This is a genomic window from Faecalibacterium sp. BIOML-A1, from assembly GCF_009679715.1.
In the GTDB taxonomy this organism is placed as follows: domain Bacteria; phylum Bacillota; class Clostridia; order Oscillospirales; family Ruminococcaceae; genus Faecalibacterium; species Faecalibacterium taiwanense.
In genome coordinates, this window is sequence record NZ_WKZJ01000001.1 from 334275 (window position 1) to 348487 (window position 14213).

Annotated in this window: 14 protein-coding genes; 13 read left to right on the plus strand and 1 reads right to left on the minus strand. The window is 60.2% G+C overall.

What is annotated here, in order from left to right; genetic code table 11:
- The first annotated feature begins 10 nt into the window (after nt 1-10).
- The 8 genes from def to GKG36_RS01675 are packed head-to-tail and all read left to right on the plus strand — an operon-like array spanning nt 11 to nt 8083.
- On the plus strand, nt 11-547 hold the full coding sequence (gene def, locus GKG36_RS01640) for a peptide deformylase (RefSeq protein WP_154258757.1): 537 nt from the start codon (nt 11-13) through the stop codon (nt 545-547).
- Complete coding sequence (fmt, locus tag GKG36_RS01645; protein ID WP_005940255.1) at nt 547-1467, plus strand: methionyl-tRNA formyltransferase; 921 nt, start codon at nt 547-549, stop codon at nt 1465-1467. Before def ends, fmt begins: the two co-directional genes overlap by 1 nt.
- Entirely contained in the window at nt 1467-2801 is a 1335-nt protein-coding gene (gene rsmB / locus GKG36_RS01650) for a 16S rRNA (cytosine(967)-C(5))-methyltransferase RsmB (protein ID WP_154258759.1), read from the plus strand. Before fmt ends, rsmB begins: the two co-directional genes overlap by 1 nt.
- 39 nt (nt 2802-2840) lie before the next feature.
- Nucleotides 2841-3881 (plus strand): 23S rRNA (adenine(2503)-C(2))-methyltransferase RlmN, encoded by a 1041-nt coding sequence (rlmN, locus tag GKG36_RS01655; RefSeq protein ID WP_005940261.1) that lies wholly within the window; start codon nt 2841-2843, stop codon nt 3879-3881.
- A 19-nt stretch (nt 3882-3900) separates the two neighbouring features.
- Nucleotides 3901-4641 (plus strand): Stp1/IreP family PP2C-type Ser/Thr phosphatase, encoded by a 741-nt coding sequence (locus tag GKG36_RS01660; protein WP_154258761.1) that lies wholly within the window; start codon nt 3901-3903, stop codon nt 4639-4641.
- Nucleotides 4641-6539 carry a Stk1 family PASTA domain-containing Ser/Thr kinase gene (pknB, locus tag GKG36_RS01665; RefSeq protein ID WP_154258763.1) on the plus strand — a complete coding sequence of 633 codons (1899 nt, stop codon included), beginning with the start codon at nt 4641-4643 and terminating at the stop codon, nt 6537-6539. The genes GKG36_RS01660 and pknB overlap by 1 nt, the downstream gene beginning before the upstream one ends.
- An 11-nt stretch (nt 6540-6550) precedes the next feature.
- Complete coding sequence (rsgA, locus tag GKG36_RS01670) at nt 6551-7429, plus strand: ribosome small subunit-dependent GTPase A (protein ID WP_154258765.1); 879 nt, start codon at nt 6551-6553, stop codon at nt 7427-7429.
- 18 nt (nt 7430-7447) lie between these two features.
- On the plus strand, nt 7448-8083 hold the full coding sequence (locus GKG36_RS01675; RefSeq protein ID WP_044953453.1) for a thiamine diphosphokinase: 636 nt from the start codon (nt 7448-7450) through the stop codon (nt 8081-8083).
- Nucleotides 8084-8292: 209 nt separating this feature from the next.
- On the opposite strand, the gene GKG36_RS01680 is transcribed toward GKG36_RS01675, so the two are convergent.
- Nucleotides 8293-9414, minus strand: a complete 1122-nt coding sequence (locus GKG36_RS01680) for a cysteine desulfurase family protein (protein WP_097781906.1) — start codon at nt 9412-9414, stop codon at nt 8293-8295.
- A 394-nt stretch (nt 9415-9808) separates the two neighbouring features.
- Between GKG36_RS01680 and GKG36_RS01685 the strand changes: the two genes are divergently transcribed.
- The 5 genes from GKG36_RS01685 (at nt 9809) to GKG36_RS01705 (ending at nt 14192) form a co-directional block, all read left to right on the plus strand.
- Nucleotides 9809-11170, plus strand: coding sequence for a uracil-xanthine permease family protein (locus GKG36_RS01685; RefSeq protein WP_154258767.1), 1362 nt, complete (start codon nt 9809-9811; stop codon nt 11168-11170).
- A 287-nt stretch (nt 11171-11457) separates the two neighbouring features.
- Entirely contained in the window at nt 11458-12009 is a 552-nt protein-coding gene (locus GKG36_RS01690; protein ID WP_005926148.1) for an NADH peroxidase, read from the plus strand.
- A gap of 158 nt (nt 12010-12167) precedes the next feature.
- A complete protein-coding gene (locus tag GKG36_RS01695) occupies nt 12168-12938 on the plus strand; it encodes a heparan-alpha-glucosaminide N-acetyltransferase (RefSeq protein ID WP_154258769.1) in 771 nt (256 codons plus the stop codon).
- 151 nt (nt 12939-13089) lie between these two features.
- Nucleotides 13090-13506 (plus strand): flavodoxin, encoded by a 417-nt coding sequence (locus tag GKG36_RS01700; RefSeq protein ID WP_005940293.1) that lies wholly within the window; start codon nt 13090-13092, stop codon nt 13504-13506.
- Nucleotides 13507-13835: 329 nt separating this feature from the next.
- On the plus strand, nt 13836-14192 hold the full coding sequence (locus GKG36_RS01705; RefSeq protein ID WP_005940299.1) for a nitrous oxide-stimulated promoter family protein: 357 nt from the start codon (nt 13836-13838) through the stop codon (nt 14190-14192).
- Nucleotides 14193-14213: the final 21 nt, after the last annotated feature.

Consider the following 14213-nt stretch of genomic DNA (forward strand, 5'->3'; position numbering starts at 1 on the left):
GGTACCATAAATGGCTATCCGCAATATTGTAAAAGAGGGCGATCCCATTCTGAACAAGGTCTGCCGCCCCGTCACCACCTTTGATGACCGTCTGGCTACCCTGCTGGACGACATGCACGAGACCATGATCGCCGCCGACGGCGTGGGTCTGGCCGGCCCGCAGGTGGGCATGCTGCGCCGTCTGTTCGTGGTGTGGGACACCACCGACGCGCCCGAGGAGATCCCCGAAAATTACGAATATAAGTTCATCGACTTTGTGAACCCGGAAATTCTGGCTGTATCCGAGGAAGAGGAGACCGCCTACGAGGGCTGTCTGTCCTTCCCGGGCCACAACGGCGCTGTGACCCGCCCTGTTGCTGTCAAAGTGCGCGCACAGGACCGCCACGGTGAGTGGTTCGAGCTGGAAGCTGAGGATCTGCTGGGCCGCTGCATCCAGCACGAGAACGACCATCTGGACGGCATTACCATCATGCAGTCCAGCGAGTATTTCTATGAGGATACCGAAGAGGGCAAAAAAGCTGCCCGCGAAGCGAAAGGAAACAAGTAATGCGCATTTTGTTCATGGGCACGCCGGATATTGCCGCAGAGTGCCTCAAAGCCCTGTATGCCGCCGGGCATGACATCTGCGCGGTGTACACCCGGCGGGACAAGCCGGTTGGCCGCAAGCAGGTGCTTACCGCACCCCCGGTCAAGGAAGTGGCCCTTGCCCACGGCACGCCGGTATTCCAGCCCCGCACCCTGCGGGACGGCAGCGAGGACGAGAACATCCGCGCACTGGCCCCGGAACTGATCGTGGTGGTGGCTTACGGCTGCATCCTGCCGAAGTCTGTGCTGGAAGCGCCGAAGTACGGCTGCATCAACCTGCATGTTTCGCTGCTGCCCAAGTACCGCGGCAGCGCCCCGGTGCAGTGGGCCGTGCTGAACGGCGATGCCGAGACCGGCGTTTCCATCATGCAGATGGACGAGGGCCTTGACACCGGCGATGTGCTCTGCTGCGAGAAGATCGCCATTGACCCGGAGGAGACCAGCGGCCAGCTGTTTGACCGCGTGACTGCCGTGGGTGCCCGGGTGCTGTGCGAGGTGGTGCCCGCCATCGCCGCCGGAACGCTGAAACCCCAGCCGCAGGATCATGAGAACGCCTGCCTTGCACCTATGCTGAACAAGGAGATGGCAGAGTTCCGCCTGACCGAATCGGCTGCCCACATCCACAACTGGGTGCGCGGCATGAACCCGTGGCCCGGTGCATGGTTCGTCACCTCCGGCGGCAAAAAGCTCAAGGTGATGGAGTGCCGTGCCGTGGAAGCTCACGGCGAAGCGCCCGGCACCGTGCTGGCCACAAAGCCGCTCACGGTGGCTTGCGGTGAGGGGGCCGTCCAGCTGCTGAATGTGGTGCCGGAAGGCAAAAAGCCCATGGACGGCACCGCCTTTGCGGCCGGTCAGCGCCTGAAAACGGGGGATATCCTCTGATGGCGGCGAATCCCCGCGCGGCGGCAGTGGCGGCGCTGGTGCGGCAGGAGCAGGATGGTTTTTCCAACCTTGTTCTGGATGCCGAACTCAAGCGCCAGCAGCTGGAAGGCCGCGATAAAGCTTTTGCCAGCGCCATCTTTTACACGGTGTTGGAACACCGGGGCACGCTGGACTACATCCTGTGCCAGTTCCTGCCCAAGGGCCTTGCCAAGCTGGATGCACCGGTGCGCGAAATATTGCGCGCGGCGCTGGCGCAGGCCCGCTATATGCAGGTGCCGGTGTCCGCTGCGGTGAACGAGGCCGTCAAGCTGACCCGTGCCTTCAAAAAATCCAGCGCATCCGGTCTGGTCAACGCCGTACTGCGCAAGGCGTGCAGCTACGACCTGAGCACCGCAAGCTTCAAAAACGAAGTGGAGCGGCTCATGGTGCTTGGCTCTGCCGGGCGGGATGTGGCGGAATTTCTGCACAAAAACTACCCGGACGAAGCACTGGATATCCTTACCTACAAGGCCGACGGCGGCATGACCAGCCTGCGGGCGAACCCGCTGAAAGGCAGTGCCGATGAGCTTTGTGCAAAGCTGCTGGCTTCCGGCGCAAAGGAAGCAAAGCGGGGCATTGTGCCCGGCAGTGTGCTGGCCCGGTTCGAGGGCAGCCCGGCGGAAAATGAGCTGTTCCGGCAGGGGTACTTCCATGTGGAAGGGCAGGCCAGCCAGCTGGCGGCGCTCTGCGTGGACCCACAGCCCGGAGAAACAGTCATCGACCTGTGCGCCGCGCCCGGCGGCAAGACCATCCTGCTGGCCGAGCAGATGCACAGCACCGGCAGGCTTTACAGCTGCGATGCCGCCGAGAACCGCGTGGGCCTGATCCGCACGGCAGTGCAGCGCATGGGCCTTACCAATGTGGAAGCCCTGTGCAACGATGCCACAAAGGTGAACCCGGCCCTGCCGCAGGCCGACCGCATTTTAGCGGATGTGCCCTGCAGCGGCCTTGGCATTCTGGCAAAAAAGCCGGATCTGCGCTACAAAAAGCTGGAACCGGCCCGCCAAGCTGAATTATTGGCCACGCAGTCGGCCATCCTCGATACGGCGGCACAGCTGCTGAAAGCGGGCGGCAGGCTGGTGTACTCCACCTGCACCATCGACCCGGCAGAAAACCAGCAGCAGATCGCGGCATTTCTGGCCCGCCACCCGGAGTTTACGGTGGTGGAGCCTGCCGCAGCGCTGCCCGCCGGGATGACGGCAGGGGAGCACGGCGCGCTTTCGGTGCCCACCCGTACCGGCATGGACGGTTTTTTCCTGTGTGCCATGCAGAAAAACGGGGAAAAGCTGCAATGAAACAGGTGGCTTGTTCGTAAAAAACAATAGGAGAACACAATGGAACAAAAACGCTGTATCTCTTCCTTTACGCTGGCAGAGCTGACCGCTGAACTGAAAGCGATGGGTCAGCCGGGCTTCCGGGCAAAGCAGATCTTCCACTGGGTGCATCAGAAGCTGGTCACCGAGTTTTCTGCCATGACCGACCAGCCCAAGACCCTGCTGGCAAAGCTGGAAGAAAGCTTCTACATTGCTGCGCCCAAGATCGAGCGCAGGCAGGAAGCAAAGGACGGCACGGTAAAATATCTGCTGCGCATGGCAGACGGCAACTGCATCGAGACCGTCGTGATGCGCTACCACTACGGCAACACGGTGTGTGTGTCCACGCAGGTGGGCTGCCGCATGGGCTGCCGCTTCTGCGCGTCCACCCAGGCGGGCCGCGTGCGCGATCTGGAAGCAGGCGAGATCTGCTCTGAGATCTACACCGCCCAGAAGGATATCGGGGAGCGCATTTCCCACATCGTGCTCATGGGCATTGGCGAACCGCTGGATAACTTTGACGAAGTGATGAAGTTTCTGGAGAACATCACCTCGCCCGAGGGCGTGAACATCGGGATGCGCAACATCAGCCTTTCTACCTGCGGTCTGGTGCCCAAAATCGACCAGCTGGCCGAGAAAAAGCTGCAGCTGACCCTCTCGGTGTCGCTGCACGCACCCAACAATGAAATTCGCAGCGGCATGATGCCGGTGAACGATGCCTATCCCGTGGAAGTGCTGATGCAGGCCGTGCGCCGCTATCAGGACACCACCGGCCGCCGTGTGAGCTTTGAATATTCCATGGTGCGCGGTGTCAATGATTCCGATGCCTGCGCCAGACAGCTGGCAAACCTGATCCGGGGCATGGGTGCCCATGTGAACCTGATCCCCATCAACCCGGTGGACGGCAGCCCGTACTCGGCCACCGATGCAGCCAACGTGCACCGCTTCCAGCAGAAGCTGGAGAGCCTTGGCGTGAACGCTACGGTGCGCCGCCGCCTTGGCAGCGAGATCAGCGCCGCATGCGGCCAGCTGCGCCGTGACGAAATGAACGGGAAAGCGTAAATATTAAAGGGAGAAGCCTATGAAACTTGCAGGAAAAACGGATGTCGGCAGGGTCCGGCAGGATAATCAGGACGATTATCGCGCAGGAGAACTGCCCGGCGATGCCGCATGGCTGCTGGTATGCGACGGCATGGGCGGTGCACGCGGCGGCAGGGAAGCCAGCCAGAGCGCGTGCGATGTGATCGAGCGCTGCTTTCAGGAGCAGTATGCTTCCAAGTGCCTGCCCGGCGAAGAGGAGACTTTTTTGAAAAAGAGCCTGCTCAGCGCCAACCGCTTTGTGTTCCAGAAGGCCCTGCGGGAGGAAGAACTGGCGGGCATGGGCACCACGGCTGTGTGCGCACTGGTGCGCGGCGGCAAGGTGTTCCTGTGTCATGCAGGCGACTCGCGGGCGTACCTGTACCGGGACGGCAGGCTTGCCCAGCTCACCCACGACCACTCCTATGTGCAGGAGCTGGTGGACTGCGGCACCATTACCGTGGAGGAAGCCGAGCACCACCCTCAGAAGAACATCATCACCAAGGCGCTGGGCGTGGACTACCGGCTGGACTCGGAGTTCACCACCGCACCGCTGCAGAAAGGGGATATCCTGCTGCTGTGCTCGGACGGCCTGACCAATGCCGTGCCCAGAGAACAGCTGGAACAGCTGCTGCGCACCGGCGGGTTCTACGACCTGCCGGACCTTCTGATCCGCACGGCCAACGAGAACGGCGGCCCGGATAACATCACCGCGCTGCTGCTGTGTGTGGAGGAGGTGCGCTGATGGACAACCTGATCGGCAAAAAGCTGGACGGCCTGTATGAGGTGCGGGAGCTGATCGGTTCCGGCGGCATGGCAAACGTCTACAAGGCGGTCATGCTGGGGCACAACGGCCCGGTGCCTGCCGGTACCGTGGTGGCGGTAAAGGTGCTGCGGCAGGAGTATATGCACGACCCGGACCTTGTGCGCCGCTTTAAAAATGAATCCAAGGCCATCTCGCTGCTGAACCACCCCAACATCGTAAAAGTGTACGATGTATCGGTGAATGATGATCTGCAGTATATCGTGATGGAATATGTGGACGGCATGACATTGCGCGAGTACCTTAACCAGCGCGGCGGCAGGCTGACCAACCGGGAGACCGTGCACTTCATCTCCCAGATCTTAAAGGCGCTGGAACATGCCCACGCCAACGGTGTGGTGCACCGGGACATCAAGCCCCAGAATATCATGCTTTTGGACAACGGCCAGCTGCGCATGATGGATTTTGGCATTGCGCGCATCTCCCGTGCCGAGAACCAGCTGCTGAGCGGCAAGGCCATGGGCAGCGTGCACTATATCAGCCCGGAGCAGGCCAAGGGCGATGAGACCGACTGCACCAGCGATATCTACTCGGTGGGCGTGATGATGTACGAGATGCTCAGCGGTCATCTGCCCTTTGATGCAGACGACATGGTGGAAGTTGCCATCAAGCAGATCTCCGATCAGCCGAAGTCTTTGCACGAGATCGCGCCGGAGGTGCCGAATGCACTGGTGGAGATCACCGAAAAGGCCATGGCAAAGCTGCCGCAGAACCGCTACGCATCCGCCCGCGAAATGCTGGATGCGCTGGACACCTACGTGCACAACCCCTCCGTGATGTTCGAGTACAAGTATATTACAGAAGATGCTCCCGAAAAGGTGGTGAAACGTACCATGAACCAGAACCGTGCAAACCGTCAGGCCGAAAAGCCTGCGCCCCGCGGCAAAAAGGCCGCACCGCGCCAGAAAAAGCGCACCATCTTCCTGCCGGCACTGTTCGGCATTACCATTGCATTTGCACTGGCGTGCCTTGCGCTGTGCTGGATGATCCTGAACGATTCCTCCAACCTGATGAACAACAAGGCCGATATCACGCTGGGCGATTATATCGGCATGACGCAGGACGAGGCTGCTGCCACCGAGCAGGTGGTCTCCGGCCAGATCAGCGTTACCTGGGAGCAGGAGTACAACAGTAACTATGCGGCGGGCTATATCTATAAGCAGTCGCCGGTGTCCGGCCGCACGGTGCGCGAGGGCCAGAATGTGACCCTGACTGTGAGCCTTGGCACCCAGTACGTTACCGTGCCGGACCTGACCAACTATGTGCAGGCCGATGCAGAGCAGCAGCTCAAGGAGCTGGGTGTCTCGGTGCTGGTAACGCAGGCTGTGGATACCTCTGTGGCATCCGGCGCGGTGATCCGCACCGACCCGGCGGCGGGCAGTCAGGTGGCTGCAGGCAGCACTGTGGTGATGTATATCAGCCGCCCGCAGGTGGCAACCACCACCAAGGTGCCCTCGCTGACCGGCATGAGCACCGCTGATGCCCGCACCCTGCTGGTGCAGAACCATCTGGGCCTTGGCAGCCAGACCGAGCAGTACAGCGACCAGCCGGTGGGCACTGTCATCAGTCAGAACCCGGCGGCAGGCTCTACCACAAAGCTGAACGGCCGCGTGAACATTGTGGTAAGCGCAGGGCCGGAGCCTGCACCGGAACCGGAAGCACCCAGCGACAGCACCACCGGCGGCGACTGGTGGAGCGGCCTGTTTGGCAGCAGCTCCTCTTCTTCCAGCACCGAGACCGGCACCGAACAGGGCACAGCGGGCAGCGGCGACTCTTCGCAGAAACCGCTGACCGACTGGTGGTCCTCGCTGCTGAGCTGACGGAGGCGTGCATGAAGGGATATATCACAAAGGGCATCGGCGGCTTTTACTATGTGAAAACGCCGGAGGGCATTGTGGAATGCAAGCCCCGCGGCATTTTCCGCAAACAGAAGATCACGCCGGTGGCGGGCGATGATGTGACGCTGGAGACCGAGAACGGTGCAGCCGTCATTGCCGAGATCGCACCGCGCAAAAATGTGTTCGTGCGGCCTCCGATGGCAAATCTGGATGTGCTGTTCCTTGTGGCCAGCACCACCCAGCCCACGCCCAGCACGCTGGTGCTGGATAAGCTTGCCGCCATTGCGGTGGACAAGGGCGTGCAGCCGGTGATCGTGTGCACCAAGGGCGACTTGGCCGAGGCGGAATTCCTGCGTAAGGCCTACGAAAAATCGACCCTGCCGTTCATCCGCATCGATTACGAGACCGGCGGCGGGCTGGACGAGGTGAAGCAGTGGATCAGCGGCAGGCTGTGTGCGTTCTGCGGCAACTCCGGCGTGGGAAAATCCACCCTTTTGAACCATCTGCTGCCGGAAGCAGAGCGCGAGACCAGTGCCATCAGCCAGAAGCTGGGCCGCGGCCGCCACACCACCCGTGAGGTGACGATCTTTGAAGCCTTTGACGGGCGCATTGCGGATACGCCGGGCTTTGCCAGTCTGGAAGCGAACCGCGCCGGGTTCATCCCCAAGGAAAATCTGGAGCATGCATTCCCGGAGTTCGGGCCTTATCTGGGCCAGTGCCAGTTCACCGGCTGCTCCCACCGCAGCGAAAAAGGCTGTGCCGTGCGCGCCGCACTGGCCGAGGGCAGGCTCTCCCAGACCCGGTACGACAGCTACTGCGCCATGTACGAGGAAGTCAAGGACGTGAAGGATTGGCAGCGCCCGAAAGTATAAAGGATAAGGAAGAGATTCATGTCACGCTGTGTGATCATTTCGGCCTGCCCGGTTTCTCCGGAGCTGGCAGAGGCCCTGCGGCCGGACGACTTTATCATTGCCTGTGATGCAGGCTACCGCAACTGCGCACCTCTGGGGCGCAGACCCAACATCATCGTGGGCGACTTTGACACCGCCCCCTGCCCGGAACAGCAGGACGACGATATCATCGTGCTGCCCCATGTGAAGGACGATACCGACACCGAGTATGCCGCAAAGCTGGTCTCGGAAAAGGGCTTTGACGAGGTGCTGCTGCTGGGCGGCCTTGGCGGCAGACGGGTGGAGCACACCCTTGCAAACCTGTGCACCGGCCTTGGGCTGGAACAGCGCGGTGTGCGCACTACCCTGCTGGATGAGCGCAGCCGCATCACCTACGTGATGCCCGGCGAGACCCGCCGCTACCCGAAGGAGAAGTACTTCTTCTTCTCGGCCTTCCCGATGGAGGGCAGGGCGCAGGGCGTGTGCGAGCGCGGCTCCTACTATGAGCTGACCGATGCGGAGCTGACCGCCAGCTACCCGCTGGGCGTCAGCAACGAGTACGCTGCCGGGTCGGACTGCATCACCATCTCCACCCGCAGCGGTGCGCTGGTGGTGGTGGAGACCATCGCAGACTGAGCGCTGCTGCCCTTGCCGGAACGTTCCGGCCCCTGCCTGCATAGGATGGGCCAGAAAACGGAAAGGCGGGGAGCATATGCAGGTAGTTGTGATCCGAAGCCCCAAGGCGCTGCGCGGCATTCTGCGCAGACTGTTCGGCATTCAAAAACAGTAAAAAAGATCCCCTCGCTGCTGGTCGGCGGGGGGATCTTGCTTCATAATACTCCTTTTTATTGCGTCAGGGCGTTGTAACAGGCATCGAACGCCTGCATAAAATCGGTGATCTCCTGTTCCGTGGTCAGGTGGCTCAGGCTGATGCGCCACGAGGACAGCGCGTTGCGCCGGTCATGGCTTACGGCAAACACGGCGCGGGAGGGCAGGCCGTCCGAAGAGCAGGCCGATTTGACCGAGACGCATACGCCCCTGGCATCCAGCTCCCGCTGGAACACGGTGCCCTTCACGTTCTGTACGCTCAGGTTTAAAATCTGCGGCACGGCGGTGTCCGGGCTGTTGATGCGCACCTTGGGGTATTGGGCAAGCCCGGTGCGCAGGCGGGCGTTCAGGGCGCGGATGTGCTCCACCCGGGCGGGCAGCTCGCTCACTGCCTTTTCCAGTGCCAGCGCCAGCGAACAGGCCAGCGCCACGGTGGGAGTGCCGCTGCGGTAGAGGGTGGTGCTCTCGCCGCCATGGATGAGCGGCTCCAGCGCAAGGCCGCGCCGCTTGACCAGCACACCGATGCCGTTCAGCCCGTAGAACTTGTGGGCGGTCAGGCTCATGGTGTCGATGCCCGCAAAGCTGACCGGCAGCTTGCCCACGGCCTGTGTGGCATCCACATGGAAGTGGCAGTGGGGGCAGGCCTTCAACATTTCCGCGATCTCGGCCACCGGCTGCACCACGCCCAGCTCACTGTCCACGGCAGTGACGGCCACCAGAATGGTGTCCGGGCGCAGCAGTTCTTTCAGGTGGGCAAGGTCCACCGTGCCGTCCTGCCGGATGTCCACAAGGTCGATCTCATAGCCCTGCTCCTGCAGGGCGGTCAGGCTGCCGCTCACCGAGGAGTGCTCCAGCGGGGTGGAAATGATGTGTCTGCCATGGTGGCGCTCCAGCCGGGCGATGCTCTTGATGGCAAAGTTGTTGGCCTCGCTGGCACCGGATGTATAGATGATCTCGGCGGGCTGCACATTCAGACTGCGGGCAATGCTCTGGGTGGCGGCATCGATGGCGGCCTTTGCGGCAGTGCCTGCTGCGTGGCGGGAATTGGCATTGCCCGGGCAATTGCGCTCCACCTCGCAAAAGCGCTGTAAAACCGCTTCGTCTACCGGGGTATTGGCGGAATAATCCAGATAGATCATAAACTCTCCTGATAATTCTCTTATAATACAGATTACAATGGTAGGCTATATTATAGTGCGCTTTGGGCCGGATTGCAAGAGAAGCGGCGCAAACTTCCGGGCTGGAAATACAGGAGAATTAAGCAAAATAGTTGCACGGCGGCAAAAAGTCTGCTATAATCTCTTGAAGGACTGCCCGCTGCGGCCTTTTGCGGGGCTTTTGGCGGCGGCTTGGAAAGAGCCTGAATGAAAGGGGGAGCGCACCATGCTGCACAAGAATCATCGACTGCGCTGCATTGCACTTCTCATTTCCGGGCGGGATCATTGTTCCCAAATTTCAGGGGCATTGCCGTTTTGCTGACGGCGGTGCCTCTTTTTTTGGGGCTGCGAGTTCTGTAGGAGGCAGAAAAACTTCATGAGCGAAAAGATCGATTACTCCAAAGGCATTTACGACGCGCGCCAGCTGGGCGCAGGCCGCATGTTCATTCTGGGCGTGCAGCACATGTTTGCCATGTTCGGCGCAACGGTGCTGGTGCCGCTGCTCACCGGCCTGAGCGTTTCCACCACCCTGCTGTGCGCAGGTCTGGGCACCCTGCTGTTCCACCTCATTACCAAAAAGAAGGTGCCTGCATTCCTCGGCTCCTCCTTTGCGTATCTGGGCGGCTTCTCCATCGTGGCCCCCATGCTGGCAGATGCAGACGGCAACCTGACCGTTGCCAACACCAAGATGCTGCCCTACGCCTGCGCCGCCGTCGCATTTTCCGGTCTGGTGTATCTGGTGGCCAGCGTGCTGATCTCCACCTTCGGCATCCGCCGCATCATGCGGTTCTTCCCGCCGGTGGTCACTGGCCCCATTATCATTTCTATCGGCCTGATCCTGGCCCCCTCTGCGATCAACAACTGCCAGTCCAACTGGCTGCTGGCCTTTGTGGCACTGGGTGTCGTGATCGTGTGCAACATCTGGGGCAAGGGCATGGTCAAGATCCTGCCCATCCTCATCGGCGTGCTGGTGTCCTATGCAGTGGCACTGGTGACCGGTGCAGTGGACTTCCAGCGCATTTCTGAGGCTGCATGGGTGGGCATCCCTCTGCACAAGGAGGCCATGGGCCTGTTTGCCATCGACGGCAGCCCGGAGTTCATCAGCGCACTGTTCACCATCATTCCCATTGCACTGGCAACCATGATGGAGCATGTGGGCGATATCGCCGCCATCAGCGCAACCGTGGGCCACAACTATATCAACGACCCCGGCCTGAACCGCACCCTGCTGGGTGACGGCCTGGCAACCACCATGGCCGGCCTGCTGGGCGGCCCGGCCAACACCACCTACGGCGAGAACACCGGTGTGCTGGCTCTGAGCAAGATCTACGATCCGCTGGTCATCCGCATTGCTGCCGTGCTGGCCATCATCCTGAGCTTCAGCCCCAAGTTTGAGGCTGTCATCAACACCATCCCCACCGGCATCATCGGCGGCATCAGCTTTGTGCTGTATGGCATGATCTCCGCCATCGGTGTGCGCAATGTGGTGGAGAACCGCGTGGACTTTACCAACAGCCGCAACCTGATCGTGGCCGCTGTCATTCTGGTGTGCGCTCTGGGCTTCAACTCTGTGGGCGGTGTCAGCTTTGCCGTTGCAGGTGTCACCATCAACCTGTCCGGTCTGGCTGTGGCCGCGATCGCAGGCATCCTGCTGAACGCTATCCTGCCCGGCAACGACTACGAGTTTGATGCTGCCGACGGCTCCGAAGCCGCTACCAGCAGCAACCTGCAGGTCTGATCTCCCATAGAAGAAGGAAGAACAAGGCAGAAGCCGTCCTGTGTGTGCAGGGCGGCTTTGCTGTTTTTAAGGTGCACAGGGCAAAGCACACAGTTTTTGAGGATGGTTTTTAGTGACCCTGCCGGAATTTATCTGTAAGGCAAAATAAATAGGAATTATTCTTAAAATTATCCTTGACTAACTAGGAATAATTCGCTATAATAGAGCCATGACAAGGGCCGGTGAGTACCAACACCGCCCAGCCTGTTTTCTAACTGATATAAAAAGAATGATGGAGGTCTATTCTTATGAAGAAGTACGTTTGCACCGTTTGTGGTTATATTGCTGAAGGCGAGATCCCGGCACAGTGCCCCGTCTGCAAGGCTCCTGCTTCCGCTTTTGTGGAGAAGACCGGCAACACCTATGTCACCGAGCATGTTGTGGGCATCGGCAAGGCTGAGGGCGTGCCGCAGGAGATCGTGGACGGCCTGCGCGCAAACTTTGAGGGTGAGTGCAGCGAGGTCGGCATGTATCTGGCAATGGCTCGTGTGGCTGAGCGCGAGGGCTACCCCGAGATCGCTGAGGCTTACAAGCGCTATGCCTACGAGGAAGCAGACCACGCATCCCGCTTTGCAGAGCTGCTGGGCGAAGTTGTCACCGACAGCACCAAGAAGAACCTGATGATGCGTGCCGAGGCTGAGTGCGGCGCATGTGCAGGCAAGATGGATCTGGCCAAGAAGGCAAAGGCCCTGAATCTGGATGCCATCCACGACACCGTTCACGAGATGGCAAAGGACGAGGCCCGTCACGGCCGCGGCTTTGAGGGCCTGCTGAAGCGCTACTTCAACACCGAAGTCTGATAAGGTTTCCCCGGTTATCCATTCTGACCGCTGCATGGCTTTGCCGCTGTGCAGCGGTTTTTTTGTTCAACCTACGGAACGGTTCCGTTGACAGGCACAGCGGCGGCGGGTTATAATTTATCTCGTGTTCAATGAACTGTGAAAGGGGAGACGGGGGAATGAAAAACGGACACACCACCCGGCAAAAGACCCCGGCGGGCCGCTACGCCCTGCTGGACGAACTGCGCGGGCTGGATCTGGTCAGCATGATGCTGTACCATGCCTGCTGGGACATGATGTTCCTGTTCGGCATCTGGATGGACTGGTACGCGGGAATGCCGGGGCGTCTGTGGCAGCAGACCATCTGCTGGGTGTTCATTCTGCTGTCCGGCTTCTGCGTGCCGCTGGGACACCGCACCCTGAAGCGCGGCGCACAGGTGTTTGCTGCCGGGGCACTGGTCACGGTGGTGACGCTGGTCTTCATGCCGGAGGACCGGGTGGTGTTCGGTGTGCTGACCTTTCTGGGCAGCGCCATGCTGCTCACCGGTGTGCTGGAACCGCTGCTGAAAAAAGTGATGCCCGCTGTGGGCCTTGCGGTGTCGGCGGTGCTGTTTGCGGTGTGCTACCCGGTCGGCTTGGGCTGGGTGGGCCTTGGCGGCTGGAAGCTGATGCTGCCGCAGAGCCTGTATGCCAACTACTTTACTGCATTTTTTGGCTTTTACCCGGACTGGTTCTACTCCGCCGATTACTTTGGCCTGCTGCCGTGGCTGTTTTTGTTCTGGGCAGGGTACTACCTGCACAAGGCGGTGGGCCGCAGACGCATGGAACCGCTGCGCCGCTCGGTGTGCCCGGCGCTGGGCTGGATGGGCCGGCACTCGCTTTTGCTGTATCTGCTGCACCAGCCGGTGATCTACGGCGTACTTTCGGCCGCGGCAGTTCTTTTTGCATAAAAGGCTTGACACAGCCGGGAAGCTGTGGTATTCTATCGGTGGTTAGAAGATACTAACCAAATGGGGATGCGTCTGCGTGGTTGGACGCATTTTCATGGAACATAAAGTTAGATATATCTAACTAATATTGATTTGAGAGAGGACGATCTTTATGAGCAAAGTAGCAGTCGTATTCTGGAGCGCAACCGGCAACACTGAGACCATGGCAAACTGCGTGGCAGAGGGTGCAAACGGCACCATCGTGCCCTGCAGCGAGATGAACGCTGCAAAGCTGGCTGAGTTTGATGCAGTGGCTTTTGGCTGCCCCGCAATGGGTGCTGAGCAGCTGGAGGAGAGCGAGTTCGAGCCGATGTTCTCTGATCTGGAGGGTTCTCTGAACGGCAAGAAGATCGCCCTGTTCGGCTCCTACGGCTGGGGCGACGGCCAGTGGATGCGTGACTGGGTGGAGCGTGCTCAGGGCGACGGCGCACAGGTGCTGAACGGTGAGGGCCTGATCTGCAACGAGGCCCCGGACGATGATGTTCAGGCTGCATGCCGCAAGCTGGGTGCAGATCTGGCTGCATGGTAAACAGGAGAAGCTTCTCTTGACAAACAGAGACAGCTGCGATAGACTATGAGAACACCGAAAAACGGTGTTTTTGCAGAGCTGAAAGTTAGTAAGCGCTAACTTTCACGCAAAAGCAGCAGCCTCTGTACAGAATGCATCAAAACTGCGGCAGGGGACAGCAGGCGGAAAGGTCTGCGCTCCTGCCGCTTTGGTTTCAGAAGGCGGTGTATATGGCAGTGGCTGCAGCAATTGGTGTTACGGTAGGCTTTGCATTTTTGCGCCGTGCGGTGCGCCGCGCTGCAATGCGGTCGGACCGTAGAAAAAAATAAGGCAGCAGGAGGCCCCGTCCCATGCAGGATACCCCGAAGAACTTGGATCAGAAGCGCGCAGATGAAAAGATGCTGGTGAGCGAGATGATCGCTCTTTACTGCCGCAGGCAGCACAAAACACCCAAAGGCAGCCTGTGCCCGGAGTGCCGGCAGCTGCACGATTACGCCCTGACCCGCATTGACAAATGCCCGTTCATGGAGACCAAGACCTTCTGTTCGGCCTGCAAGGTGCACTGCTACAAGCCGGAAATGCGGGAGAAGATCCGCGCGGTGATGCGCTGGGCAGGCCCGCGGATGCTGCCGGTGCACCCGGTGCTTTCCATCCGGCATGCGGCAGTCACACTCCGGTCCAAGCGCGAAGCGAAAAAGGCTGGCTGAATTTTCCAGAATAAACACCCT

What these genes read in the sequence shown, in the direction of transcription:
- def (WP_154258757.1), top strand. Translation starts at nt 11, where the DNA reads ATGGCTATCCGCAATATTGTAAAAGAGGGCGATCCCATTCTGAACAAG.
- fmt (WP_005940255.1), top strand. Translation starts at nt 547, where the DNA reads ATGCGCATTTTGTTCATGGGCACGCCGGATATTGCCGCAGAGTGCCTC.
- rsmB (WP_154258759.1), top strand. Translation starts at nt 1,467, where the DNA reads ATGGCGGCGAATCCCCGCGCGGCGGCAGTGGCGGCGCTGGTGCGGCAG.
- rlmN (WP_005940261.1), top strand. Translation starts at nt 2,841, where the DNA reads ATGGAACAAAAACGCTGTATCTCTTCCTTTACGCTGGCAGAGCTGACC.
- GKG36_RS01660 (WP_154258761.1), top strand. Translation starts at nt 3,901, where the DNA reads ATGAAACTTGCAGGAAAAACGGATGTCGGCAGGGTCCGGCAGGATAAT.
- pknB (WP_154258763.1), top strand. Translation starts at nt 4,641, where the DNA reads ATGGACAACCTGATCGGCAAAAAGCTGGACGGCCTGTATGAGGTGCGG.
- rsgA (WP_154258765.1), top strand. Translation starts at nt 6,551, where the DNA reads ATGAAGGGATATATCACAAAGGGCATCGGCGGCTTTTACTATGTGAAA.
- GKG36_RS01675 (WP_044953453.1), top strand. Translation starts at nt 7,448, where the DNA reads ATGTCACGCTGTGTGATCATTTCGGCCTGCCCGGTTTCTCCGGAGCTG.
- GKG36_RS01680 (WP_097781906.1), bottom strand. Translation starts at nt 9,414, where the DNA reads ATGATCTATCTGGATTATTCCGCCAATACCCCGGTAGACGAAGCGGTT.
- GKG36_RS01685 (WP_154258767.1), top strand. Translation starts at nt 9,809, where the DNA reads ATGAGCGAAAAGATCGATTACTCCAAAGGCATTTACGACGCGCGCCAG.
- GKG36_RS01690 (WP_005926148.1), top strand. Translation starts at nt 11,458, where the DNA reads ATGAAGAAGTACGTTTGCACCGTTTGTGGTTATATTGCTGAAGGCGAG.
- GKG36_RS01695 (WP_154258769.1), top strand. Translation starts at nt 12,168, where the DNA reads ATGAAAAACGGACACACCACCCGGCAAAAGACCCCGGCGGGCCGCTAC.
- GKG36_RS01700 (WP_005940293.1), top strand. Translation starts at nt 13,090, where the DNA reads ATGAGCAAAGTAGCAGTCGTATTCTGGAGCGCAACCGGCAACACTGAG.
- GKG36_RS01705 (WP_005940299.1), top strand. Translation starts at nt 13,836, where the DNA reads ATGCAGGATACCCCGAAGAACTTGGATCAGAAGCGCGCAGATGAAAAG.